At 56.2% G+C, this 24,050-nt stretch carries 23 protein-coding genes and 1 tRNA gene; 9 read left to right on the top strand and 15 right to left on the bottom strand.

The annotated features are described in order from the left end of the window. Nucleotides 1–101: 101 nt before the first annotated feature. Nucleotides 102–1,883, bottom strand: coding sequence for an acyl-CoA dehydrogenase family protein (locus JQ629_RS22920; RefSeq protein WP_212414571.1), 1,782 nt, complete (start codon nt 1,881–1,883; stop codon nt 102–104). A 381-nt stretch (nt 1,884–2,264) separates the two neighbouring features. Between JQ629_RS22920 and JQ629_RS22915 the strand changes: the two genes are divergently transcribed. Further along, nucleotides 2,265–2,339: transfer RNA gene (locus JQ629_RS22915), tRNA-Gln, on the top strand. A 378-nt stretch (nt 2,340–2,717) separates the two neighbouring features. Here the strand turns inward: JQ629_RS22915 and JQ629_RS37570 are convergent. The 4 genes from JQ629_RS37570 to JQ629_RS22895 all read right to left on the bottom strand — a co-directional run bounded on the left by JQ629_RS37570 (nt 2,718) and on the right by JQ629_RS22895 (nt 4,489). Further along, a complete protein-coding gene (locus tag JQ629_RS37570) occupies nt 2,718–3,113 on the bottom strand; it encodes an ABC transporter substrate binding protein (protein ID WP_349631312.1) in 396 nt (131 codons plus the stop codon). Continuing rightward, nucleotides 3,106–3,699, bottom strand: a complete 594-nt coding sequence (locus JQ629_RS37565) for an ABC transporter substrate-binding protein (RefSeq protein ID WP_212414570.1) — start codon at nt 3,697–3,699, stop codon at nt 3,106–3,108. Before JQ629_RS37565 ends, JQ629_RS37570 begins: the two co-directional genes overlap by 8 nt. A 100-nt stretch (nt 3,700–3,799) precedes the next feature. After that, the gene (locus JQ629_RS22900) at nt 3,800–4,216 is read right to left on the bottom strand and encodes a cupin domain-containing protein (RefSeq protein WP_212414569.1); all 417 of its coding nucleotides are present in this window, start codon (nt 4,214–4,216) and stop codon (nt 3,800–3,802) included. Between the two features lie 72 nt (nt 4,217–4,288). Further along, on the bottom strand, nt 4,289–4,489 hold the full coding sequence (locus tag JQ629_RS22895; protein ID WP_212414568.1) for a hypothetical protein: 201 nt from the start codon (nt 4,487–4,489) through the stop codon (nt 4,289–4,291). A gap of 457 nt (nt 4,490–4,946) precedes the next feature. Between JQ629_RS22895 and JQ629_RS22890 the strand changes: the two genes are divergently transcribed. From JQ629_RS22890 to JQ629_RS22855, 8 genes are all read left to right on the top strand, one after another. Next, nucleotides 4,947–5,402, top strand: a complete 456-nt coding sequence (locus JQ629_RS22890; RefSeq protein WP_249135220.1) for a Y-family DNA polymerase — start codon at nt 4,947–4,949, stop codon at nt 5,400–5,402. A 44-nt stretch (nt 5,403–5,446) separates the two neighbouring features. Beyond that, nucleotides 5,447–6,046: a DinB/UmuC family translesion DNA polymerase gene (locus tag JQ629_RS22885; protein ID WP_212414567.1), complete on the top strand. Its 600-nt coding sequence runs from the start codon at nt 5,447–5,449 to the stop codon at nt 6,044–6,046. Between the two features lie 100 nt (nt 6,047–6,146). Further along, nucleotides 6,147–8,417 carry an EVE domain-containing protein gene (locus JQ629_RS22880; protein WP_212414566.1) on the top strand — a complete coding sequence of 757 codons (2,271 nt, stop codon included), beginning with the start codon at nt 6,147–6,149 and terminating at the stop codon, nt 8,415–8,417. 225 nt (nt 8,418–8,642) lie between these two features. After that, nucleotides 8,643–9,335, top strand: coding sequence for a hypothetical protein (locus JQ629_RS22875; RefSeq protein WP_212414565.1), 693 nt, complete (start codon nt 8,643–8,645; stop codon nt 9,333–9,335). A gap of 321 nt (nt 9,336–9,656) precedes the next feature. Beyond that, entirely contained in the window at nt 9,657–10,481 is an 825-nt protein-coding gene (locus tag JQ629_RS22870) for a TIR domain-containing protein (RefSeq protein WP_212414564.1), read from the top strand. Then, nucleotides 10,481–11,014: a restriction endonuclease gene (locus tag JQ629_RS22865; RefSeq protein ID WP_212414563.1), complete on the top strand. Its 534-nt coding sequence runs from the start codon at nt 10,481–10,483 to the stop codon at nt 11,012–11,014. The genes JQ629_RS22870 and JQ629_RS22865 overlap by 1 nt, the downstream gene beginning before the upstream one ends. A gap of 30 nt (nt 11,015–11,044) precedes the next feature. Then, nucleotides 11,045–11,974 carry a restriction endonuclease gene (locus JQ629_RS22860; RefSeq protein ID WP_212414562.1) on the top strand — a complete coding sequence of 310 codons (930 nt, stop codon included), beginning with the start codon at nt 11,045–11,047 and terminating at the stop codon, nt 11,972–11,974. 145 nt (nt 11,975–12,119) lie between these two features. Further along, nucleotides 12,120–13,145 carry a hypothetical protein gene (locus JQ629_RS22855; RefSeq protein WP_212414561.1) on the top strand — a complete coding sequence of 342 codons (1,026 nt, stop codon included), beginning with the start codon at nt 12,120–12,122 and terminating at the stop codon, nt 13,143–13,145. Between the two features lie 99 nt (nt 13,146–13,244). Here JQ629_RS22855 and JQ629_RS22850 read toward each other — a convergent pair whose 3' ends face one another. The 10 genes from JQ629_RS22850 to JQ629_RS22805 form a co-directional block, all read right to left on the bottom strand. Then, on the bottom strand, nt 13,245–17,060 hold the full coding sequence (locus JQ629_RS22850; protein WP_212414560.1) for a hypothetical protein: 3,816 nt from the start codon (nt 17,058–17,060) through the stop codon (nt 13,245–13,247). A gap of 628 nt (nt 17,061–17,688) precedes the next feature. Continuing rightward, entirely contained in the window at nt 17,689–18,108 is a 420-nt protein-coding gene (locus JQ629_RS22845; RefSeq protein ID WP_212414559.1) for a hypothetical protein, read from the bottom strand. A gap of 210 nt (nt 18,109–18,318) precedes the next feature. Then, nucleotides 18,319–19,818 (bottom strand): recombinase family protein, encoded by a 1,500-nt coding sequence (locus JQ629_RS22840; RefSeq protein WP_212414558.1) that lies wholly within the window; start codon nt 19,816–19,818, stop codon nt 18,319–18,321. After that, nucleotides 19,808–20,290, bottom strand: a complete 483-nt coding sequence (locus JQ629_RS22835; protein ID WP_349631311.1) for a DUF2924 domain-containing protein — start codon at nt 20,288–20,290, stop codon at nt 19,808–19,810. Before JQ629_RS22835 ends, JQ629_RS22840 begins: the two co-directional genes overlap by 11 nt. Nucleotides 20,291–20,295: 5 nt before the next feature. Further along, the gene (locus tag JQ629_RS22830; protein WP_212414557.1) at nt 20,296–20,619 is read right to left on the bottom strand and encodes a DUF3489 domain-containing protein; all 324 of its coding nucleotides are present in this window, start codon (nt 20,617–20,619) and stop codon (nt 20,296–20,298) included. An 89-nt stretch (nt 20,620–20,708) separates the two neighbouring features. Then, nucleotides 20,709–20,930 (bottom strand): hypothetical protein, encoded by a 222-nt coding sequence (locus tag JQ629_RS22825; RefSeq protein ID WP_212414556.1) that lies wholly within the window; start codon nt 20,928–20,930, stop codon nt 20,709–20,711. A 92-nt stretch (nt 20,931–21,022) separates the two neighbouring features. Continuing rightward, complete coding sequence (locus JQ629_RS22820) at nt 21,023–21,289, bottom strand: helix-turn-helix domain-containing protein (RefSeq protein WP_212414555.1); 267 nt, start codon at nt 21,287–21,289, stop codon at nt 21,023–21,025. 443 nt (nt 21,290–21,732) lie between these two features. Next, nucleotides 21,733–21,954 (bottom strand): hypothetical protein, encoded by a 222-nt coding sequence (locus JQ629_RS22815; RefSeq protein WP_212414554.1) that lies wholly within the window; start codon nt 21,952–21,954, stop codon nt 21,733–21,735. 327 nt (nt 21,955–22,281) lie between these two features. Beyond that, entirely contained in the window at nt 22,282–23,652 is a 1,371-nt protein-coding gene (locus tag JQ629_RS22810) for a hypothetical protein (RefSeq protein WP_212414553.1), read from the bottom strand. After that, complete coding sequence (locus JQ629_RS22805; protein ID WP_212414552.1) at nt 23,633–24,049, bottom strand: DUF5681 domain-containing protein; 417 nt, start codon at nt 24,047–24,049, stop codon at nt 23,633–23,635. The genes JQ629_RS22810 and JQ629_RS22805 overlap by 20 nt, the downstream gene beginning before the upstream one ends. Nucleotide 24,050: the final 1 nt, after the last annotated feature.

The following is a 24,050-nucleotide window of genomic DNA, read 5'->3' as shown; positions in this document are numbered from 1 at the left end:
GCGTCAGTGTTAGCTCGTAGGATGGGTAGAGCGAAGCGAAACCCATTATCTTTGCAGATAGAAATTGATGGGTATCGCTTCGCTCCACCCATCCTACGAAGTTAGGCCAGCAACACGGCATCCGCGCCGTTGACGGCGTCGGCGCCGTCGATGACGGTCTTTTCCAGCGAGGTGGCCTGCACCGAAATGTTTTCGGCAAAGAACCTCGCCAGCGTGACGTAGCGCTGCGGATCGCCGGCCTCGCCATTGCTCTTGGCGGCGAGCGCCTCGCCGGCCAGCATGCAGCCGCCGAGCGTCGAGCTGAACAGCCGCAGGTAGGGCGTCGCACCCGCGAGCGCGTCGTTCGGCGCGGAGGCGACCTTCTCCAGCAACCATTTGCTGGAGCGCTCCAGCGAGCCGAGCGCGTCGCGCAATTTTGCCCCCGTGGTGCCAAAGGCCGGATCGTTCGATAGCTCGACCTGCTTGACGATGCCGGAGAGCTCGTCGATCAGGGCCCAGACCGACGCGCCGCCATTGGCTGCGAGTTTTCGCGTCACGAGGTCGATCGACTGGATGCCGTTGGTGCCTTCATAAATCGAGGTGATGCGCGCGTCGCGATAATGCTGGGCGGCGCCGGTCTCCTCGATGAAGCCCATGCCGCCGTGAACCTGCACGCCGAGATAGGCCACCTCATTGCCGATATCGGTGGAGAAGGCTTTTGCAATCGGCGTCAGCAGCGCGCCGCGGGCAGCGGCGTCGGCGCGCACCTTGGCATCCTTGGCGCGCACCGAGACATCGAGCGCCACCGCGGTGGCGTAGCAAATCGTACGCGCGGCTGCCGTCATGGCGCGCATCTGCAGCAACATGCGCTTGACGTCCGGATGCACGATAATCGCGTCCATCCCGTCGCCCTTGGAGCCGACGGCGCGGCCCTGGCGACGCTCCTGCGCATAGCCCAGCGCCTGCTGATAGGCGCGGTCGGCGATGCCGACGCCCTCGAGGCCGACGCCGAGGCGGGCCTGGTTCATCATCGTGAACATGCAGAGCATGCCGCGGTTTTCTTCGCCGATCAAATAACCGATCGCGCCGCCCTTGTCGCCCATCGTCATGGTGCAGGTCGGCGAAGCATGCATGCCGAGCTTGTGCTCGACGCCGCTCGGATAGATGTCGTTCTGCGCGCCGAGCGAGCCGTCGGCATTGACGAGGAATTTTGGAATAAGAAAGAGCGAGATGCCCTTGGTGCCCGCGGGCGCATCGGGCAAACGTGCCAGCACGAAATGCACGATGTTATCGGTCATGTCGTGGTCGCCATAGGTGATGAAGATCTTTGTGCCTTTGATGCGATAGCTGCCGTCAGGTGCGCGTTCGGCGCGGGTGCGCAGCGCGCCGACGTCGGAGCCCGCTTGGGGTTCGGTGAGCTGCATGGTGCCGGTCCATTCACCCGACACCAGTTTTTCCAGATAGATCTTTTTCAGCTCCTCGCTGCCATGGGCGTCGAGGGCCTCGATCGCCGACAGCGTCAAGAGCGGGCAGAGGCCGAACGCGATGTTCGAGGCGCTCCAGATTTCGGTGCAGGCGGCGTTGATCGCGAGCGGCAGGCCCTGGCCACCGAACGCTTCCGGGCCCGACACCGCGTTCCATCCCGCCGCCGTCCAGCGCTGATAGGCGTCGGGCCAGCCGGGCGCGGTCGTCACCTTGTTGTCGGCGAGCTTGATACCGTGTTCGTCGCCCACCGTGTTCAAGGGCGCCAGCACGTCGGAAGCGAATTTGCCGGCTTCCTCCAGCACGGCTGCGGTAATATCACCGTCGTAATCGCCGTAATGACCGGCTTGCACGGCGGCCTTGAGGCCGGCGCCATGGTTGAGGGCAAGCAGGATGTCGTTGATCGGCGCGCGGTAGGTCATGTCGGTTACTCGCCTCAGTCGGGAAAGCGGGGGGCCGTCTTCCCACGAAACCGGCCTTCTCTCAACTCTCCGATGGGCGGGAGGGCCGGCATGGCGAGGCGGGCGGTTTGAGGCCATCGCGAGCCCGGGGCGTCCACATCGGACGAACCGTCAGGCCTATTATAGAGGGTCGTGTTTCCGGAGCCGATTCAGGCCCGAATCCGATGCCTATCCTTTTGTTTGAGCGTGATCTTTCCGGAGAACGGGTGCCCAGCCCGCATCCCGTGCGGGGCATGCCCTTTCGGATCATGCTCTAGCCGGTTGAAATGGCTCACCTCTCCCTATAGACCCACGTTGCCGGAGGGAATCCGCAGCGGGTTTCCTGCGGTGTTCCCGGCCTGTTGGGGCGTAGCCAAGCGGTAAGGCAGCGGATTTTGATTCCGCCATTCGGAGGTTCGATCCCTCCCGCCCCAGCCAGCCACTCACTCAACCGGAGAGAGTGACCGAATAATCGCTGAAATTGCCGTATTTCATTAGCTTTTCTTACAAAAATTTCGAGTCTCCGATCTCCGAAAAATGGCAACCCTAGCGAGAATTCACCGAAAGTCTCCGGCTCAAACTGCAGAAATTCCCGTTTTCGAGGAGACGATTGGCGGAGACAGGTTCGAACACCACTGAGTGGTAGACGTGGCGGTCTGCTTCCTGCAACAGCGGACGCTGTTTCAGAACGCCGCCGAGGCCGCTATGAGCCAAACTCGAAGTCCAAGCGAGGCCCGACGTCGACTTCCGCTTCCCCCTCAAAGCGGAGATCGCGCGAGTGGGCTGGGATGCCCGCTAAGTGCCCAATAAGCGACTTCACTCGATCACCTCGTCGGCCCGGGCGAATAATGATGGCGGAATATTCAAGCCGAGCGCTTTGGCGGATTTCAGATTGATCAACAACTCAAATGTGACTGGCCGTTCTATTGGTAGGTCCGCTGGACTGGCGCCTTTGAGTATCTTGTCTATGAAGGCCGCCTTGCGCCGATACAGATCAGACAAGCTCGCTCCGTATGACATTAGCCCGCCTACGATAGCGAACTCGCGGAAGCTGTAAACTGCGGGTAAGCGCGCACGCGCTGCAAGTTCGACCAACACCGTCCGGTTACTTACGAATAACGGAGAGGTACCGAAACAAATCGCCTGCATGTTTTCGCGTACTATAGTTGCGAAGGCGGCCTCAGCTTCACTTGCCGTGCGTGCTTCAAAGATACGGACGTTGAGACCCAGAGCGTTGGATTGCTATCGGAGCTTCTTTGATTTCCTCCGCGTCGGTTGGATCATCAGGATGGACAAGGAAAGCTACTCGAACCGCATCGGGAAGTAGTTCCTTGAGCAATCCGAACCGTTTTCCGACCAGTGTCTTGTCAGCCCACCAAAATCCCGTGACGTTGCCGCCCGGCCGAGAGATGCTGCTGGCCAGCCCAATCGCTACCGGGTCTGGGGACGAGTTCATCACGATGGGGATAGTGCGGGTGATGTTACGCACCGCCAATACCGCCGGCGGTGAGCCGGCCACGATGACGGAGGGCTTAAGCGCCACCAACTCGGCCGCGAGACCAGGAAGACGCTCGATTGCTCCGTCAGCGTACCGCGCTTCGAGCGTGATGTTGCGATCCTCGGTGTAGCCAAGGCCGCGCAGCCCTGCGCGAAGCGCTTCGAGATTACGCGCCGCCGCGGTTGACGAAATCGGCAGGAGAACGCCGATTACCCGACGCTCGGAAGATTGCTGAGCGGCGACTGGCAGCGGCCACGCCGCGGCTGCGCAGACAAGTTTGATGAATTTGCGCCGCTTCATTGCGCTATCCCCCACCACACACCGGCATTGGAGTAACCTACCATAAGTCCGGCATGCCTCCGGGTGAAATTCGCGAACCAGCGTCAGTCTGCTGGTGCTTCTAGCGTTTCACTTCGACCATCACCGGCTGATCTTTATCCTTGATGCGGACCACTAGTGTTTTGGAAGCTTTGTCGGTCGCATTGCGCCCAAAGTGAGGGGTATTGGGCGGTGTATATAGGGCCTCGCCCGCCTTCACGACCTTCGTTCCAATGCCGTCGATTTCAAAGGTCTGTTCCCCTTCGATAACGAATGTGACCTCGTGTCCGTTCGGGTGCTGATGCAGTGGCAACCTAAAGCCGGGCTGCCATGTCGAGGAGAAGATCAACAGTTCCTGACCCGGGAGGTTGTTCAAGTCCGTGCGTAAGATTTGGTTCGTCGAGTACAGGGGCGTTTGAGCCCGACTGTATTCCATCGTCATGCCTCCCAAGACTGCACCGGCAATAAACAATCCGCTCATCACGAATATTCGTTTCATTTGCTGCTCCCTCGCACCGAGCCCGGTGCATCTGCTCAACGAAGCATTGCGGCCCATAGCACTCGCTCAAGACTAGGCAATTTTACAGTAGAGGTCCAAGCCGACGATGTCCGCTTCGGATGCCTGCTCATCTTCCAGGAGCAGACATGGGAACATCGAGTGGGTCAGCGATTGCCGCGCGTACAGCAGCGGTATCGAGCGGTCAGAAGGGCGCAAATTCACTGCCAACTCTGCCATCCAGTGCTCGAAAAACGGCCCCAATTCGTTTTTCACGGCTAGTCTCCAGGCTCCCACTTCGATTGTAAGAAGGCTGAATAGTCTCCGGGCATGAAAACGAGGCTTTCGAGGCGAAATTCCCTTGATATTTCAAAGATCCAAACTCAATCGGGGATGTCTGAGTTCGATCCCTCCCAGGGCAGCCACGCATTCCAGCGTTCTGCCAAGCTTCCCAAGAGACCCGAGAATGGGCCGGAAATCCCGGCTTTTCGCGCATTCGCTTTGGTCTCCGGACTCCCGCTTTGCAGGACCTGAGGCGGAAATCGCCGAAAGTCTCCGGCCGTTTCCGGAAATATTCCCGTTTTGGGGAGACTATCGGCGGAGACGAGTTCGATCAGGACTGCCGCCCGACCGGTCGGGTCGAATAGCGTGCGCCACTGGCCAGTCGTAGGTAAGTCTCACGGCCAATGGCATCTTTGCGCGCTCGAACGAAGCCAAGGCGCTTGGCGTCGAGATGGGCGCACCCTGGCACCTGAACCGAGAAAAGTTCGAGCGCGATGGCGTTATCATAAGATCCAGTAATTATACGCTTTACGGAGATATGAGCGCGCGGGTCATGCAAGTTCTCGGGCGCTTCACGCCTGACCTGGAAATCTATTCCATCGACGAAGCCTTCCTAGGGCTCGGCGGATTTGAGACACGACTGGAATCTCACGCAGCCCAGTTGCGGCAAACGGTTTTGCAGTGGACCGGGATTCCGGCAGTCGGCGTAGCCGCCACCAAAACCCTGGCAAAGGTCGCGAACCGCTTTGCCAAGAAAGACACGGATCGCAACGGCGTCTTCGTCATGCTTGATGACGCCGCCGTCGAAAAAACTTTGAGCCGCATGGCGCTTACTGATCTATGGGGCGTTGCCCGCCGTTCGCGGAACGGCTCGAAGCGCTGGGCATATCAAGCCCGCTTGAATTAGAAGATAGCGACCCGGCGTTTATCCGTGAATGCTTCAGTGTGGTCATGCAGCGCATGGTGCTGGAGCTGCGAGGCATTCCGTGCATTGCACTCGAAGAGCATGTTCCGGATCGAAAAAGCATCATCGCGTCCCGCTCGTTCGGGCGAGCGGTCACGAGCTTTCAGGAATTGTGCGAGGCGGTAGCTTCCTACACAGCGCGCGCTGCGGAAAAAATGCGCCGCCAGTCTCTGGCCACCGCGCATATTGCGGTATTCGTTGAAACCAACAGCTTCAAGCCGAGCGACGCTCAGTATCATGCCACCCGTGCCGTGCGTTTGCCCGTGGCAAGCGCTGACTCCGGGACGCTGGCAATCGCCGCTGCCCGTGCGTTGCGTCTGCTCTGGAAAGACGGGTATCGTTACAAAAAAGCGGGCGTGATGTTGCTGGATCTTGTACCGGCTTCCAAAGTCCAGGGCGATCTCTGGACTTTGGCCGATACGCCGCGCTCTAATGCGCTGATGCGGGCGCTCGACTCTCTGAATCGGGACTACGGACGCGGTACATTGACTTATGCCGCTGCCGGTAAGCAACAGGCTTGGAAGTTGCGACGAGATTTCATGTCCCCGCGCTATACTACGGAATGGAGCGAATTGCTGTCGATTTGACCACGAGGCAGAAGTCTCTGCAACGCACCAAGAATGAGCTCTTCATGGTTGCATATGATGGGGATCTCACGAAACTAAGTGAATTAAAAGGGGGCGCGACTTGGACGAGCGGATTGAAAGAGCCCTACGCAGCGTGCGGTCGTTGGACGACTTATCGCGGCTCGAAGCAAACGTGGAAAGGCTTAAGGCCTCTTCCGATGAAGTCCGGGCAGCTATCCGTGCGAAATCGACTGAACTTGGTCGTGCGCTGGTAGCAGAACGGACGGGATTCGACCTAACTGACCTTTCCCCTGCCGAGGAAAAGATAGTGCGTGCCGCCAGCGAATATGCCGGCATCCAAAAGCGACTTGGAAATCCAGCTACACGGACATTCAGCCAACTCAAGAATCGTGGATTGATCGGGGCTGCTGAAGTATCAGTCATGAAATCGAGACCGACCCAGGGCTTTACGGCGCTGGAAGATGCCGATCTCGTCGAACTTTCCTATGAACAGATCATCGTCGATCATCCCGAAGAATTCTCATTGCGCGCGCAATGGTACTCGCGCCGAGCATTGGGATTGCCGAACAATACCGACAAGCCACCCGCACCTGGCGCAAGTCTGACTCAGGAGCGAACCGGACAACTTCTCCGATGGCTTCAGGACAGTGCTGGCTCCAATGATGGGCACTTAGGAGAATTTACGAACGCAGAAGCTGCAGCGGCGATCGGGCTCACGGATATGCATCGCTCTGGCCGCGTCTTTGGCAATATTCAGTCCCGTATTGATTTCGCATGCTACTCCTTGAACCTGCCACCGCTCGGACTGTTGGCTGATGAGCCATTCGAGTTAGCATGGTCGCAGCAAGACCGGGATTGGGCGTTCCCTATCGAAATAATGCAAGCCGCCGCGCGCGCCCGAGTGTGGCGCGATGAAGACTTCGAACTCGTATTGAACGAGACCGAGCGGCTCCCAGGCCAAGCGCATATCTCCTGGAAGCGCGCGTTTAGTGACCACGAAGCGAAAGTTCGAGCGTGGGCGTTAGGTCTCGCGGATGCCGATCCGAACAAGCCCGCCGATGCTAGCGATGGGGAAGACGGCGTTGTCGCCGTCAAACGAAATCCCAGCTGGAGCCGCGACGAGCTTATCCTCGCCTTGGATCTTTACTTACGCCATCGGATATCGCCGCCGTCCAAGACAAGTTCTGAAGTCGCGGAGCTTTCGGCCTTCCTCAGCCAGTTGGCCGGTGCGCGGAGTGGGTCAGATGCGCAAACGTTCCGGAACGTCAACGGCGTCTACATGAAGATGATGAATTTCCGGCGATTTGATCCTGAATACACCGTCGATGGAAAAGTCGGCCTCGTCCGAGGCAATAAACTTGAAGAGGTTGTCTGGAATGAATTCCATGCGGATCCGGCAAAGCTTGCTGCCGCCGTAAATGCAATTCGCGCTGGCGTGGTCGATCAAACCTCGCCGCAACCAGCGCCAGCGCCATATTGGGTGTTTGTGTGCAATCCGAAAAAATGGGCAATTGACCACTTCCTCGATCGCAATATCGAACATGACACCTGGGGTGTGAGGCCTTCCGACCGCGATCGCTTCGCGCCAGGCCAACTCGGCATCGTCCGTGTGGGCGTCGACCGTCGTACCATAGAAGAACGAGCTGGAAATCCACCTCTCGAAGCTGGGATTTACGCGCTTTGTGAAGTCGAGAGCGCCGCGTTTAGTGGCACCGGTGCCAATGATGAATTTTGGAATGACGACGCCGGGCGCGAACCCGGATGGCCGACGGTGCGCTTACGCTACCTGCGTACCTATCTGAATCGCCCGCTGACCATCGCAAAGATTCGCGCTGAGCAAGCCGAGATTTCGGCTCTGCTGCTCGATGGTTTCCAGGCCGCATCCTTCCCTATCAGCGCCGAAGACTTTCACGCGGTTGTCGCGCTGCTTGGTGAGGACGTTGAAGAAGTCGTAGCAAGCACTCCGGAGACGGGTAGCTCCGCCGCCGCCTTGGCCGCACTTCAAAAGAAGTACGTGAACGCAAGCCCCGAGGTGAAGGAGCGCGTAAGCAAATACATCGAACGTGGCAGCGTCGGCAGCCTGGTGAAAAAGGCGCTTGGCTTCAAGTGCCAAGTTTGCGAAGCGCTAGGCCAAAAGCCGCTGGGTTTCCTAAAGAAGAGCGGCGAGCACTACGCCGAAGCGCATCACGTCATGCCGGTTTCAGAGCTGCAAGTTGGTTCGCTTGCGGCGTCCAACATTATGGTCGTTTGCGCTAACCACCACCGGCAAATGCACTATGGTGGCGTTGACGTGGAAGTGCGCGAAACGGTGTTTGAGTTTACCATCGACGATACGCCTGTGCAGATTGAGCGCTATTTGGCTGATGCCTAGCTCTCCGGCGGTGTTTAACCACGGCAGGTCCAATTGTAGTGCAAAGGACCTGCTTGACGGTCTGAACGAACTTTTCTACTCTTATCGTGGCCTCAAGCACAGGCCGGTGTGCCCATCACGCGAAGCTACGCGGTGCTTTCTCAAATCAACCTCATGATTCGTCCATTTGGGCGGGCTTGATTGGCAGTGGGCACACAGTCCGGTCCGTAATCTGAGGAATGGACCATGACAAACGATTTTGACCTGCAATCTCTAAAAACATTCGCCAAGCGATTGGCCCGCATGAGGCGCGTCGCGCATCATGTGGCGCTTGATCTCGTAGCCAGCACGCTCGGGCAACCACACTGGAATGCCCTGACGACCGCATGGGGGAGAGGATGGCGACCCGAGGACGACGCGATCGACGCACTGGCCAGCATCGACGAAGCAACGGATCCCGTGATGGACATTCCAATGCTCGGCATTAGCGAAGGTGTCAAAGAGCGTGGGGAGCTGGACGGCCACCCGTATTCGCTGCACATGAATTTTGAGGTCATCATGGCGCAGATCAGTCACTGGGCCATCGTTGTTGGCCATGCGCCTTCTGCGCGCCCCATGCTGGAAGTTTATGATTTCAGCGACGCCAACCCGATCTTTGACTCAGGCTTTAGGGCCAAGGCATTGGCGATCGCTCAAAACGGCGCGGAGCGCGTGCGTGCGCGTATCTCCGCCGATTGGCCCCGGCGATCGACCAAGCCGGATGCGGAAGGTCAGGCAGAGCATCCTCTATCGAAAGGCGTTAGCAACGAGTGGCATTGCCTGCACTGCGATTGCGTCGCCTCGGGAACGCAGATGGCAGAGAATATGTGGCATTGCCCGATTTGCAGCGCTTCCCCGATAGACATATTTGTCGAACCATTCTGGAAGAGCGCTTCTTAGAACGTGGCGTAAAGGGCGGGGCGCGACGCGCCCCGCTTACTTTGCGCGAGGGATCGTTGCCGTACGGCCGAGACAAACGTTCCGCGTATTCGCGGTAACGGCTTGGCTCCGTGAGCGACCCAGCGAAGAGAGCTCAATCTGCGTAGCCGACGCGCCCGACAGTTGCAAGTTATCGGGAACGCACGTTTTCTATGCTTCGGTCGCGCAATTCGCTAGATTGACGCTTCAGAACAACAATACGGTGGTGACTTGGGGCGGATCAGAAGTTGTTACATATCCAGTCCAGCTGGAACGGACCTGACGTATCTTCGGAGCGCTCTTGTGCAGCGCGGGATCCAGGCCGCAGTCCCTGACGATTTATACCCGGGTGCAAACTGGTCCGAGTCGATTTCCCGGAAACTCATCGAGGCGGACCTCGTCATCGGTGTTCTCACGTCGGAGCGCCGATCCCAATGGGTTCTGTTCGAACTTGGACAGGCTGCTGCGCTTGGACGTCAGATTGTACTTATTGCGCCACCCAAGCTCGCGGCGGTCCCGTCGCACCTGAAACGGTTTCTAGTGATCCGCGGAGGGCCGAAAAATCGCGACGCAATTAACTTCACTCTGGACCAGATTCTAGCGTCCCCCGAACGACCGAACACCCAGCAGCCGATAACTCCGCCGTCCCGGCCCGCGTTGGGTTCACATGCCGATTCGATCATCAGGGATTTACGTGCGGCGATAGCATCGAATGACTATCGCGGCGTCGAACGGGTGGTTGTTCAGGCGCTGCGAGGATCCGGCGCGGACATTGTATCGGAGGCCACCAATCCCGATTTAGGGGCCGACATTGCGGTCTGGTCGGACGAACTTCAACCGTTCGTCGGGAATCCGCTTTTGATCGAGGTAAAAAGCCGCTTTCGCGGAACGGACGACCTGCGGCGCGCCGCCAATCAACTATTTGAAGCGATTACATCGCGAGGCGGAGCCTGGGGACTGCTCTTGTACGGCGAAGGTCCGGAATACCTCTCAGCGAGTCCAAAAGGATTACCGCCTACGATCCTTGTTTATTCGATTGTCGATCTCGTTGAGCAATTGCGGACCCGTTCTTTCGCGGAAGTCGTCCGCGATCTGCGCAATCGCCGTGTTCACGGTGGGGAGCGCTGATGCCGGCGATCCAGACCGCAACTCTGCAAGGTTTTATAGCGACAGGAATCGGGGCGGGAACAACCGCCGTAAGGGGCAAGGCCCTCGAAGACATGATTTGCTACCTGTTTGGCCTCGTGCCTGGCGTCGCAATCACCCACCGCAACGATATGAATCCGTTCAACACGGAAGAGATAGACGTTGCGTTGTGGAATGAACAGGACGCAGCAGGCCTGCACTTTCTTCCCAACGTCATCCTGATCGAGTCAAAAAACTGGTCGAATGCTGTCAGCAGTATTGAGGTGAATTGGTTTGATACGAAGTTGCGCAACCGGGGTCTGGATTTTGGGATTCTCATATCCCCCCATGGCATAACCGGCGATGCTGACGACCTGACGGCGGCGCATAGTATTGTCGCAACCGCGCTGAAGGAGCGCCGTAAGCTCGTTGTCCTGTCAACCGGTGAGTTGCTGGCTCTTCCGGATACAGACGCGCTCGGACATCTCATCAAAAAGAAACTCTGCGAGTTGGCCGTCAAGGGTACGATCACTTGAGTTTCGAACGGCAACTGTTGGTTGGAACACATGACTGAAAAAGAAGCACAATTTCCGAAGGATGACGCGGACTACAAAAAGCTTGAGAAGCTGGTCGCAAGAATCCAGCAAGACCTCGCTCCTCGCTCGCAGGTGACACACAATGTTCGTCTCAAGGGAAAATCTGGCGCGCAACGTCAGATCGACGTTTTAGTCGAAGACAAGATTGGTCAGTATAACGTGCGCATTGTTCTGGACTGCAAGGACTATAAGCACCCAGTCGATATTAAGGATGTAGAGGAGTGTGCTGGACTGTTCGAGGACGTGTCGGCGATGAGAGGCGTGATCGTTTGCCCTGCTGGTTTCACTAAAAATGCAAAAACGCGCGCACAACAATTACAGATTGATCTCTATAGCCCCGTGGATACGGAGCCGCATAAGTGGCAAGCGCGTCTAAAAGTGCCAGCAGTGTGCGATTTTCGTGAAGCAAGGATGTCTTTCGGTGTCGCAACCAGTGCGCCGCTACCATTCAAGCTACCCAATGACTTTATGACCACGACCATGATTACGGATGCCGACTCCGGCGAAGAACTCGGCACGATGCTTGCGATTGCTTCAGCTGAATGGGACGCGGGCAATTATCCAACCGAGCCCGGCGAACATGCACGCATTCCGATATTGGCTCGTAAGCTGAAGATGGAGAACGGATACGGGACGCAAATCCCGGTCGACCTCACCGTGGGATTGCTAGTTTCTAAGATTCTCTACTTTGGCCAGTTCCCGGTCACGCGTCTTTCTGGGTTTCACGACCGCATTGGCGACGGAATTATCACCAATGCTTTCGAAATTGGACTGTTATCACTCGAAGAGGTCCACAAGTGGAAGCGTCTCGACGATATTTCCGAAGCTTCAGTCAAACCAGTTATTATCCTATCCGGACTCTACAGCTGGAGTGACGAAGTATCTCCGTCAAAGGCGTAATCACTTCGATGCCGTGGACATACTGAACAAGATTGGAAGAGGAAGGCGACAGCTTATTATTATGAAGCTTTTGTATAGCGGTGGCACTGCCTGCTCTTACGACACTCTGAAGAGGTTGCTCCTCGTCGGAAGTGAGCTTTGCTTTATGGATCGTCCTTCCGTTACATTTGGGAATTGGGGGACCATAGGCCATGCATCTCCTCTGCGGGATTTGATTCGAGCTTCGGATATTGTGCCGATCTCGGTGTATGCGCCCACTTCGGGGCCAGCGGGCGATGTGTATCAACCTTACGCGGCTGCCGATCTTGAGAACCCAGTCTTCGTCTCAGCGGTTATGGCGGGACTTCGTGACAGCAACTTCGCTGCGAAATTCATCCAGCCCAAAGCGAATTATGGTGATGGCTTAAGTGGTGAAGACGTTCTTCGCGGCCTGTTGGCCGACCCGCCAGCTATGCCCTTGACCCTCCTCGAGGAGGGCGATCCGCGACGCATGTTTAAGGTCGAAACGCTCGAGGATCGCAGAGCTACGCTCAAATCGATCATTGTTGAAGCATCAATTCAGGTCACGAGTGCGCTGACCGTTGCACAGGAGGCCGGGGCGAGTCCTGTCGCCGACGATCAGCATCTACTGAAGTTGCTGTCGCTTAGAACGGGCGATCCAGTTTATCTCGGCAAGCAGGCACCGGGCGCGTGGTTGATCGGACTTGAGTTCGCGAAGGCTGTGATACCCGAAGACGTTCTCGCAAAAATTGAGGCTAACGATGTTCTCGAGTATCGGAGAAAAGCGGCGGATGTTTATGAGGCCTGGACCGCTGAGTTAAACGGCATGGCCGCCAAACTCGATGATCTGCCGATCAACGAGCTTCAAGAGCGGATTTCCAAACTTTTGATTGCGGAGCTGCAACCTCGCCTAGTCTCGTACAAAGCGGAGATGGCCAGTGTCCGAGATGCATTGTTTGCTGATTTGATGAAGAGCGTTATCGCTGATTGGAAAGTTCCGACGATCTCATTGGCTTCCATGACATGGATGGGATTTGCCGGTGCGCTGATCGCCTTCCTGTCCACTGCGGGACCACCAGCGGCAAAGTCTGTAATTGACTACACCAAGGCGCGCGGGGCGGCGCATCGTAAACATGCGGTCTCGTTCTTGATTGGAGCAAGCAAGCTGTGACAGCATCCGTACCTCAATTAACTTGCCAGACGAGGTAGCGCATAGCCCTATTTCCTCGCTACATGTTGGTAAGAACTTCTGGGCGTGTAGTTAGAACAGCTAGCCAAAGCGCACTACGTCCTCTTCGCTTCTTTGGTTAGCGTTAGCGATTTCTCGGTGAAGATGAACCACGTATTCCCGTGCCCATTGGCGAACTTGCTCAAGCGGATGTGTGGTCCATTCGTTCACGAGCGGTATTAAGGGTTCGAGCAGCGGTGCGAGCGATCCCCACCATGAATTGGGATGCAAACGCGTAGCTAATTGACCCATTACGCCTGGATATGCGCCAAATTCCCTCACATAGGCTTCAATTTCTGGTGTCCAGCTCAGCTTCCCATCAGGAGTTTTTGTGGTCACAGGAAGCCAATGCATGGGAATTGCGGCTCGACCTTTCGGAGCGGAACGAACCCATGACAAATAGAACCCATCCGGCATTGTTGCAAGAAGTCCGCCGCCCATGTGCTCTTCGCCGCTTATCTGCAACAATCGCTCGATGCGGTGACGCACCAACCAATCCTTCGTAAGAAGAAGTTTTGCTACCTCTGTCCACACTTCTTTCGGAAAGTCCGGCAATAGAACTTTGATAGCGTTCTGGACGGGGCCGTCCAGGTGATGGAAAACGTCATGGTCCTTAGTCCGGCAGATGCTCAACATTTGCTTGGTCAATCGGCTTGCAAAATCTGCCGTTATCAAGCCGCGGTTAGACAATTGCGAAACTTTTGTTTCGAACCAATGCCCGTTTCTCGACGCGTCAGTTGCAGCACTAAACAGTTGCGGTGATGTCAGGATCGATTTTAGTTTATCGACGATTAGCTTATCCATAGCCTTGCCGCCGTGGAGATACATGCCGAGCATGTCAAGCACGGTCCAAAGACCTCCCGATCCATGCCGCGTAAGCTCGCTCATAAGCGGCATAATGTCTTTCGCAGAAAGGTGATCGAGTCCTCGACCGTAAGACAGAACAGCGCATTCTCTTGGTTTTACATCGCCAGATTTCAGCAGTGAGACTACAAGGTCTAAGTCGGTAGCTTGGAGTTTGCCCGACCCGATCATTGATATTGCGTTTTCGCGTAGTTTTCCGGAATTCAAAGCTATGCGAACACATCGGCGCGCGAGATCGGGATTCCGCTGATCTGCACCAAAAATGATACCCGAAAAGAATGCGAAGTTCGGACGCTTTTCTCCTCTTTCGACTAGCTTTGCAGCTTTGCGGAAAAGTGCCACGGGGTCGCGGACAAACTCCGCAAGCGTCCTGCCGAGTGGAAATGGGGACTTGGCATCATTGTGTACAAAAATCTTTAGCGCACGATCAACGAGCTTTGGGCTCCGCGCGATCGTTTTTGCCTGTTCGACAAGCTGCCTTGCAGCATACTCAAAATCATTGGTGTTAAGGTCGAATGGGACGTCAGGATCGTGGAAATCGGCGCTCCATCCTTCAGCGTAAAGCAATGCGAGATCGACCGGATCGGTAGGCATGAGTTCATCAAAAAGTTTACGAACGTCCTTTCTCAACTTCGCAGGGGTGCCGTTGTTACTATCGTAGTAAAGCCAAGAATTCAGCCCTTGAATTCCTCCGATCCACGTGCCTTTAGCCTTGGTAACCGTACGCACCAATGCTTCAATTTCTTCAAACGGTAGGGCTCGAAAAAGACCACGGAGGTGCGAGGCAAGCGCGCGCATCGCAGCGTCGGCGCGTTTGTCGTCGCTGATAGCTATGGGGAGCAAGCGCTGTATGGCGGCCCGATAAAACTCCCAAATGTCGCCGTTCATTTTGGGCTGCCAATCCACAAGCCTAGTCTGACTTCCAATTTCCCCGGCTCCGCCGCTGCGGGTGAAACTCCCGGTATCCAGCATCCTAGTGAGTGCTCGGAACGCTATAGCCTGCTCGTCGGGATCCGAGGACGCCAATCCCTCGTCGAGAACCTGCAAGCGCAAGCTTGGTTCGGCTTCGGTTCCGCTAAGGTACAGTTGGTAAAGCTGCTCAAATTCGCCAGACGCGTTGTTGCCAATTCCAGTCTCAGTTTCTGCTGCGCCTAGGCGTCGCAAAAGGGTTGCGGCATTCACAAAGCTCTGCCGACGGAATACTAAGCGCTCCAACGCCCAGACCAAATTTCTGCGACCTTGTTGAAATTGTTTAAGTTGAGCGATCGACAACCCGCCAAAAACTCTCACTATCGTAGTTTCCGCAAAGTCTGGATCGACATGCACCAAACGATCAAGGAGTTCGCTCCCGAACTTGCTGTTGAGCGCTCCAAGGTTGCCAAACGTTTCAGGCGACAAGAGGGTTCGTGCGAACGTGCGCGCTTGCGATGTGCCGTCAAGCCAGCGGATGCGTCGTAGGATACTTTCTTGCAAGCGAGGATTTGTCGTTCGGAAAAATGTAAGCATCTTTCCGTCTGGCATAAGCCCCCAACGGGCCCCCGCAAGCCGGGCTGCTAGTGGCACCGGCTGTACTTGGGCAAAGCTACCGCGTTCGACAACGATGCCTCGCGATTTGAAAGATCGGACATGTTCGACAAACGAGTCGAAGCTCAATCCCGCCAACTCGTGGGCGATCATCCGGCCTTCAGCCTCGTGTTCGCCGGACAAACCAATCCAATCAAAGATGCTGAGTACTTCCAAAGCTCTTTGCGCGTCTGCATTTTGAGGCCTGCGGCCCCATAGAATTCGATTGAGCAACTGATCCACAGAGTCAAAGGTTGCTCGTCCGTCGGCGTTCTGTTGTGCTGCTAGGACCGCCATTTGTGGAAAGCCAGCAGCGACATCGTGGATGAAACTTGTATCAGCCGGGGATAGTTTTGGCGAAACGCCTTTTGCGATTTCTTCAATTAGCTTGTCAGAAGCGGGTGCTAACCTGATGGGAAGCGTATTTTTCGATTGCAGCACCTTGGTCTCGACATCCATGGATACGATACGCAATTTGGAACCATTGCGTTGCGCAATATTGGCCAGTTTGAGATGCATGTCGTCTGGACATTCATCGATAACGAGGACGGCAGATGCGCCGCTGTCAGCAATCTCCAAAGCTAGTTTGCCAACCTCGTCGCCGACGATGGAAGCGTCCGCATAAATTGTAGAGGCGCGATTCAAACGGCCGCGCAGCGTGTCGTCCTGTTTAAGTATTTCATATGCGAAGCGCGATTTGCCGAACCCAGACGGTCCAAAAATCCGAACGAGTTGTCCGGAATTTGCTAGGCGCTCCGACACTTCTTTGGAAACTTCGTCAAAAGTCCATTCACGGTTGGATGTCTGTTTTGAATTGTCGGCAGGCTGGACATTGACGCCGATAAATCTCGGGCTATCACCGGGTATCCATGGTCCCGTGGTGATATCCGCTGATTTTGCCCAACCTTCATGGGTCTGGAATCCAGCGAGATGGCGCTTCCGCTCACGCTCAGCGAGCCAGAGGGCTACAGCAGGATGCGAATTGACCCAGGTCGCGATCTTGTTTGCGTCATACACTTCTATAGCCGCTAAGTGGCTCGGGTGCTTCTTTCCGGCTCGAATGCTGGCCTTTGCCGCATCTTTAAGTTTTTTTATTTTAGGGCCTGTGAACGCAGCCGAGCTGAATATGATGTATGCGCCCTTATTTGCGAGCACATCCAAAATTGCTTGGTTGAGTTCAGTTTTGCCCCTTCCGCTCCTGACTTTAGACTTCTTCAGAAGTTCGCGCTTGATTGAAGCATCGGTGAGATTCTGAGCCTTCGCTTGAAAAATACAAAAGGTACTTGGGAAGTAGTCCGTTGAGGTAACCCCACCGGACCACTCCACTCGACCATCTTCACCACCGTCCGCGTGCGTAATCTGTAACGCGACAGTCGTGGCCCGCAGCGCGATGTCATTGGTTTGTGACTCTGCCAACAAGAGCAGCTTCATCAACTGCACTAGGGCAGTGCTGTCTAGGCGCGTAATCTGTGATGGCTCAGCCTCGAAATACATATTTCTCGAATTGATAAGTTGGGGGGCGGGAAGATCGCAATCGTTGCAATAGTCTGACGCTATGACGTCAGAACGCCGGTTTCCGTAGTTGCCGCCACATGTTGATTATAATGCGTGTACGACACCATGAAATCAAGCTTATCGATCGACAGCTCCGCGGTTCTCCCTGGTTCGGTGCAGGCGGAGCGGGATTGCTTCAAGTCCTGCGCGTGGTCCCAAGGGCGACGAAACGTCCTTTGGTCGATGGGTGCTGGGAAAGCGAAATCTCCCGCGCGTCCTTCATCGGCAAGACGGTGACCATGGGGTTCGGGGAGCATGGAGGCTCGCCCCGAGTGGCGCTGGACCGGCCATAACGGTCCTCCATGGTTTGGTGCAGGTGGAGCGGGAAGGCTCCAAGCCCTGCGAGAGGTTGAGCGGCGATACGGTCGATGACGCGAAAGGCTCGATGCCGTCAGCGTCAATTGCCGGGGGATGCAACGGGGGCGCGTCAGCGGGCCCCCTTGCCAAGATTGTGTGGTAATACCGCACACATCTTGCAGTTCATCTCTCCGAGTGGCTTTCCGCCTTATACGTTCAGCTTGAACGGTCCTTCGGTTTGCACGATGGACGGGCTTACCCACGCAATGAACCAAGGACTTTTGCTGGTTTCCAGTATCGTCGGGAATGTATCCAGGGCTCTTCCGTCAATCGGCATGTTGGAAGCGCCCCTGGTATCCGCAAGGCGCTTCGCAGCAAGTTGGTCAGCAACAACCACGACGATATCCGGATATCTGATCCCACCAGAAAAACTGCTGGGCCTGATCTCACCGGTCCCGGTCGGTCCACCAAAAATTGCGTTCAAAAGGGGATCATCGTTCACATCATCGCGTGTGATCCACTGGCGACCTTTTTTGACGGGCGTGGGTCCGACCCTCAGACCGAACCAGTAATGGGGGCGCGACCAGAATCCGACCGCGTAGCCATCGATGTGAGAGTCGAGCGGCAAATGGAAATAATCAGTGTCGCTGAAATTCGTTGTGCCTGGCGGGTCACGAAACGACGGCGATGTATGCTCAACGTCGAGTATTACAGCGAGCCGCCCATCAATACGGTGGTTTTTATAGAACGTATTCCATGGAGACCGCAGATGCGGTCGCAGCGTTCGCGTCAGAACTCGTCTGAGGCAAAGTATTCCATAACATTCGATACCGGAAATTCAGCCGATCGATCGATGCTGCTCCTGCCAGGACAAGGGCAGAGTTTTTGGGATCTGCTTCAGCTCGATGGTGGCTTCGCCCTCCAAAGCTGCCTTTATCAGATCGGGCGGCAGAAATGCCAGCCGCAGTTCCTGCCGGATAATCTTGGGGTGGAGGTTGGCTTCTGCAGCGACCGCTTCGATGGATGTCTGACGTCCGCTTGACAGATCGGCAAGCCATACATGGGACCGGACGATCGACTTGATGAGTTTTTCATCGACCTTGGCAGTTGGTGGAGTATTCACTTCCGCCGAGCCCTTCGGCTTTGGAGTCCAGGGAATATCGATCAAGCGCTGTTTGCCTCTCGTCGGATTGAGCGCCAACCGGATCCGATTGTCGGACAAGGTGATTGTTTTGACCTGATCAAGCATCTTGTCTGCTGGCAGCTGTAGCTTTTCGCTGAGCGCAGTCTCGACCAAACCTTCGATCTCAGGCGCTGAGATTCGCGTGACAGAGCCGGCGGTGTGACTTCGGCCGCGCAGCGCGGTGCTGACATAGAACCGATAGCGGACACCGTTCTTGCTGGAAAAGCTCGGGCCCATCCGATTGCCCTTGTCGTCGAACAGCTTACCTTGCAGTAGCGCACCGCTCGCAGAAAACTTGACCTTGCGCTTCACGGTATTGGATTTCAGCAATTCCTGCACACGGTCGAAAGTCGGCTGGTCCAGAATTGCGTCATGCTCTCCTTTAAACCATTTGCCTCCGTGATGTGTTTCCCCGATGTAGATTCTATTCTTCAGGAAGTAGGCGAGAGGTCCATAGGTGAACGGTATCCCGCCTCGATATTTCGCGACCTTGGTGCTGCGGCGTTTGGTAACAATCTTTCGGCGATCGAGTTCGGTAACCAGCTTGCTGAACGATCCCAGCTCCAGATAGAGCCTGAAGATCGTCCGAACGGTCTCCGCTTCCGATTCGTCGATGACGAGCTTTTTGTCTTTGGTGGCATATCCTAGCGGTACCGTGCCGCCGGTCCATTTCCCCTTGCGCCGGCTGGCAGCCACCTTGTCCCGGACCCTCTCTGCAGCCAGCTCTCGCTCGAACTGGGCAAAAGACAGCAGCACGTTCAATGTCAGCCGTCCCATGGAGGTGGTCGTATTAAACTGCTGGGTGACAGCTACGAACGAAACCGATTTAGTGTCAAAGGCATCGACCAGCTTTGCAAAGTCGGCCAGGGAACGGGTGAGGCGGTCGATTTTGTAGACCACGATCACATCGACCTTGCCGGCTTCGATGTCGGCAAGAAGTCTTTTCAGGGCAGGGCGGTCGAGGTTGCCGCCAGAGAATGCAGGGTCATTGTACTGCTGGGGCAGAGCCTTCCATCCCTGAAACGCCTGGCTCTTGATGTAGGCCTCGCAGGCCTCGCGCTGGGCGTCCAACGAGTTGAACTCCTGCTCGAGCCCGTGCTCAGTGGATTTGCGGGTGTAAATGGCGCAGCGGAGTACCTTGGCGTCATTGGCCATCGGGGATCTCCTTACGAGCCGAGCGGAGCCCGAAGAACCGCGGACCGTTCCATTTTGTGCCGGTGATAACGAACGCGATTTCTGAAAGGCTGGCGTAGGTCTTGCCGCCATGGACAAAGCCGCTGGCCGTCACTGTGACCCGGTACGTCTTGCGGTTCCAGGTCCGCACCAGTTCGGACCCCGGCCTGATCCGCTGAGGCAACTCCAGACGGCCAGCGGGCTTGGCCGAAGCGGTTTTCACCATTTGGGCAAGCAGTCGCCGAACGGTCGGGGGAAGGCCGCCGTAGGCCTTCTCCTGAATCGTGTGAGCAATACTGCGGCGGAGCAGGTCCGGACCGAACGCCTTTGGCGGCTCGGTCCGGAATAGCTCGCGGTAGCACTTCCGCAGGTCTGCGATCGGCATGGCCGGCAGCCGATCTAGCTCCGCCTCAACGGTTGGATCAGCCTTGTTCAGTCCATTCTCAGTTCTCACGAGGCCTAACCCGCCTTGCCGATCCGGTATGTGCGGGCGCCGTCCACCTTCTCCGACGTGAGGTTCAGCTTCAGCTTCTTCTTTACCACTCCGGCAAAGAAGCCGCGCACGGAGTGCTGCTGCCAACCCGTTGCCTTCATGATCGCATCAATTGTCGTGCCCTTGGGCTGGCGCAGAAGGCCAAGCACGGCTCCCTGTTTGGAAGAGCCGGTTGATGCCTCCTTCGCTTTCGAGGCCGCCGTCTTGGTGGTGCTGCCCGCCTTGGGAGCTGATCGGCCGGTCTGAGACTTTAAGGCTTTTGATTTCGGCTTTGCGTTACGGGTGGCCATTTGGCTCTCCATCGTTTCAACGACAGCATCTTGTGCTGCCACTGACACAAGCCCGGCTCAGAAGCCGGGCAAGAGCGGCCGAAGTACTCTCAGTCCTGCGAAAGCCTGTTCAGGAGCGAAGCGGCATCGTGAAGGCGCCCCGCCTCATAGATCAATTGCTCGATATCCATCGAAATCGTCACTGCCTCGGAGGCGCTACCGGCCTGTGCGCAGGCCTGGGCGGCTTTCGCTATCCGGGCGGCCTCGGATAGCCGCGAATGCATCTCATCAAGGCAAGCGATAACAGCATCGTTGAAAACAGGCTTGGCCATCTCGTTCTCCAATTATGGGAACAGTGACGCTCTGGTGGCCGCTGAAGTCGAGCGAATTCGACGCAACTCCACGGTCGGATATAACGAGGGGACTAGCCGGCTTTTCGTTCAGTTTTGGCGGGCTTTTCAGCGGTAAAGTCGCGAAAGAGCCTGACCGGATCGGCGCCCAAGGCGCGAGCAATGGCGACGAACTCAACAACATCGATACGGCGCTCGCCACCTTCATACTTGGCTATGAAGGACTGGGGTCGTCCGAGCTTCTTGGCCAAAGTGTGCTGGCGAACGCCGGCGTCTTTCCGCACTGCGACAAGTAGCGCAACTAAACGGGTGTATTCCGCCGATTTGAGGGACTTTTGCATGCACCGCCAGGCCAAAGATTCGGCGGTAGGCAATCTGATCCCGGAATAGGATTATCCCAAAATTGGATATTCTGGCGTGAGTGAGCTATCTTCGCGTGACTTCGGGCGGGAGGGTAGCGGCAATAATGAGCAATCAACGTAACTCGAGACAGCATCTCGATGATCCGACAGGAGTGCGAAAGCCGACTGCCAATCGCTTCAGCCAGTGCCGTATCGTAGCAGTCAGAGCGGTAACATCCGTCCGGCTCGGCGTGCCGGGCCTTTTGACAATTGCTGCTCTACTCGCCCCATCGATAGGGCTTTGCAACGACAGCAGATCAACACAGCAAGACGCAGCTCAAGCCGAGGCATTTCTAAGTTGTGACCGGCAAGCCGAAAGGGAGAATGCGGAGGCTTCCAAACTTACTCCGGTTGCTCCAACTTCAGTATTGAACCCAATTCTGCTACTCAATGACATGCATCAACGAAAGCTGGAACAGGATCGTCAGCCGCGCCTGCTTGAGCAGATTGAACTCAAACGGCAGCAATGCCGTCAGAATGTCTTGGTAGCAGCCGCGCGAAAGGCCCAAGAAGTCATCGATCGGAAATCCGATGCTGCCCGAGGATACAAGGCGATTTCCTTCGAGACATTTGCGCTGGATGCCAAGAGCCTGGCTGCGACCCAAGCCCGGGTTTCCATGAGAGGTTCATATTTGCCCGATGGCAATTTGGAGTGGCTCTTTCCAAGTCAGCTGGACGCAATCCAGGCGAGGTCCAATCCGGGGCAGGCGCGCAATGCCATAAAAGTCCCGCTTGTCACCGACGATGCGGCACGTGATTTCAGAAGGGTCTTACTGCAGTGTAAGGCTACTCCCGGCGCAGACCAAGTTGGTTGCCCGGCAATCGTTACCGGCCGTGTCGACCTGTGCTCAATAAGAGGACCTCTTGGGACCGATAGTGATGTCCCCTGTGTGGTCGTCGAAAATGGCCGTCAGATGAGGTAGCAGGAAAAATCAAAAGCCTTCGCTGTTCCCGAGCGAGATCGCAATTCCATAGCAAAAAGTGTCCAGCAAATCGTCTTCGCGATCGCTATCCTTGCCCCCGATCCGGAAGCTTTCCACTTGATCGAGTAAGTGGTTACGCACTTTGCGCTTGTACTCGGTCACTTTGTTGAAAGCATACTCCGAGTATTTGACCTGTCCCCGATACACGTAGCCAGAAACTGACATTGCGCGTTCGTCCTTTCCTAAGGACGTTAATTTGGACTCTATTGCGTGAGCGGCCATATCCCGCCGCTGCGCTTGTTGAAGCAGGATCGTCCCAGAATTCTTGTCCTCAATCCACGCACCAAGCGCACCACTTCTCGCGCCGCATTTGCGTGCCAGTTCTTCGAGTCGTTTGAATACCGAAGGTAGCCAATGCTCCAAGATCGCGCCTTCAATCTGAGCGACGTCCCAATCCAGAATCGTGATCGGTGGTCGATCCGAGTGTTGATCGGTGGCGAAGTAAGTTACGGCGGTTGCGTCGTTTTCGGTCCCTGTCTTGGAGGCCGTATCGATAACTGCAAACACTCCATCGCAATGAGCGGGGTAGGGTACTGGTTGCCCATTCGCAAGGAGCTTATCGCGGCTGAAGAAGGCAACGCCGGACCAATCGACAAATTCTGCGAGATACTCCTGCGCATATACCAAGGGATCGTTATTCTTCTTGAGGTCATCCTGGTACGCCTCTCTACGGGTCAGCCAGTCTTCCACGGTCTCGTTCTGCATCCGCTTTGGTAGCAGCGGGTTATCCATGGTCGAGTGGTGGACTTCCTTGAACCCGTACTGAGGATCCGTACAGATGTTATAGAAGAAATTGTCAGGATTCTTGCCGGCTGAGTTGGAGCAAATGAGAACCTCGCCGCCGAAATCGTAAAGGGTCGGTTTGATGGATTTCTCCCAGATCTCCATCGTGGACCCGTCGGTCTTGTTGTCCCCATTTTTTCCAAAAGCCGCTTCGTCGATAACTACCCTATGGTAACGACGCCCGCGGCCTGCAATTCGGTTCTCTAAGGTCCAAAAGTCTAAACGACCGTCAGTGATGAATTTCATCACGCCGGAGCTCTTCGATGTGGTCGCGATGATCGGGGCCATGTCGGACATGAGCTCGGAGTAGACCTCCGACCACGTCTTGTGCTGCGGTGAAAGCCAGGCACATTCCTGCCCGAGGATCAGGCCATGCTTGATCCATCCCTTGGCCAGTTCAGTCTTGCCGAAACGGCGACCACACCGGAGTGCCTTGAAGCGATGGCCTCGAAAAGTGGCAAGGGCTTTCGATTGACCAGCGTGGAGCGGGTCGATCGAAATTTGGACGGTATTTGGTTTATCCCTCCTCTTTAGCATGTCCGAGCGGTTCCAAGTCGTTCTGGGCGAGATTACCCTGTCGGCTCTTTAAGTCCTGACCCTCGTGTTCAGACCACCAACCTGAAACCTCTACGATCAGGGCTTCGGCGTCGTCACCGCCTCTGCCAGCCTTGATACGGGCCTTCAGCAACGCCGCCGCCGCCGATACGTCGGTCATCGCGCGCTGAACTAGTAGTTTTGTGCCTAGCTCTTGGCGGGACACTTGCTTGATCTTGCCATCTTCGCGGTAATCTATCGGAGCATTGAGGACACCGGTAATTGTGCCGGCAGAATCTATCGGTTCGCGTTTAGGCCGTCCCTTTGGGTTGCCAGAAACGCCCTGCTTAAATCGCGAATGGGTAGGTGGCTTTCCGTATCCAACGTTGTAGTTCGCCATG

The organism is Bradyrhizobium sp. AUGA SZCCT0222 (assembly GCF_018130205.1).
GTDB lineage: Bacteria > Pseudomonadota > Alphaproteobacteria > Rhizobiales > Xanthobacteraceae > Bradyrhizobium.
Note: the sequence above shows the minus strand (reverse complement) of the source record. Positions and strands in the feature narration are given on the sequence as shown.